The sequence below is a fragment of the Eggerthella sp. genome, assembly GCF_048329335.1.
In the GTDB taxonomy this organism is placed as follows: Bacteria; Actinomycetota; Coriobacteriia; order Coriobacteriales; family Eggerthellaceae; genus Eggerthella; species Eggerthella lenta.
Window position 1 is genome coordinate 1 of record NZ_DBFEGU010000138.1, and the last position, 1,037, is coordinate 1,037.

Below are 1,037 nucleotides of genomic sequence, written 5' to 3' on the forward strand. Positions count from 1 at the left end.
GGATCAGCGGGCGGGCCCACGTGGCATAGGCGCGCATGGACGACACGGCCATGTCGTGCAACGGCACGATGCGCTCCTTCGACCCCTTGCCGAACACCTTCACCTGCCCGCTTCCGAAATCCACGTTGGCCGCAAGCAGACCGGACGCCTCGGACACGCGGGCGCCGCATGCGTACAGGAATTCCAGCAGAGCGAGGTTCCGCGCATCCACGGACGACTGCTCGCGCTCGCGCCCGGCCGCGTCGCGCTTGCCGTACACCGTCAGCAGCTTCACCATGTCCGACGCCCGGATGACGTGCGGCAGGCTCTTCGGCTGTTTGGGCCCCTGCAGAATGCTCGCGGGGTCCTCGTCGGCGATGCCGGTGACGTTGAGCCAGCGGAAGAAGCTGCGCAGCGCCGACAGGCGGCGGTTCACCGTGGTGCGCGAGTACTGTGCGCGGTCGAGCTCGCCCAGGTAACGGCGCAACTGGCGATGCGTGGCAGCGAGGATGTCGATGCGCTCGCGGCACGCCCAACGCGCGAAGTCCATAAGATCGATGCGGTAGGCGCGCAACGTGTGCACCGAGGCGTTGCGCTCCACGCGCATGGCGTGGCAAAACGCGTCGATCAGCTCGACGATGCGCGGATCGCAGTCGAGAGGGTCGACGCGCAGGGACGACGAGGCACCGTCTGCAGTCATGAGGATGCCTCCGGCCAGCCGCCCGCGTCGGGCGCGAGGCCGCGCGCGGCCAGCTCGGCCTTGTATGCCGCGAGCGCCTCGGCGCCGCGCTCGGCGTAGGCGGCGTAGCGGTCGCGCTTGTTGCGGATGCGCTGCTCGAACGGGGGCAGGATGCCGAAGTTCACGTGCATGGGTTGGTAGTCCTTGACGGCGGGATCGGTGGCGTAAGCCAGAAGCGCGCCGAACGCCGTCTCGCGCGGGAGCGCGGGCGCCTGCGCGCCGCGAAGCTCAGCGGCCACGGCGAAGGCGACGTGGAGCCCCGAGCGGATAGCCTCGCAGTACCCTTCGGTGCCCGCGATCTGACCGGCAAGGTGCACCG

Annotated in this window: 1 protein-coding gene and 1 pseudogene; both read right to left on the reverse strand. The window is 69.7% G+C overall.

Features of this window, described 5'->3' with window-relative positions:
* Positions 1-679, reverse strand: a 679-nt coding sequence (locus ACMO6A_RS04200; protein ID WP_418470825.1) for a site-specific integrase, incomplete at its 3' end; no start/stop codon positions are given.
* Positions 676-1,037: pseudogene (gid, locus tag ACMO6A_RS04205) on the reverse strand (methylenetetrahydrofolate--tRNA-(uracil(54)-C(5))-methyltransferase (FADH(2)-oxidizing) TrmFO); the annotation flags it as partial. The pseudogene gid and the gene ACMO6A_RS04200, both read right to left, overlap by 4 nt.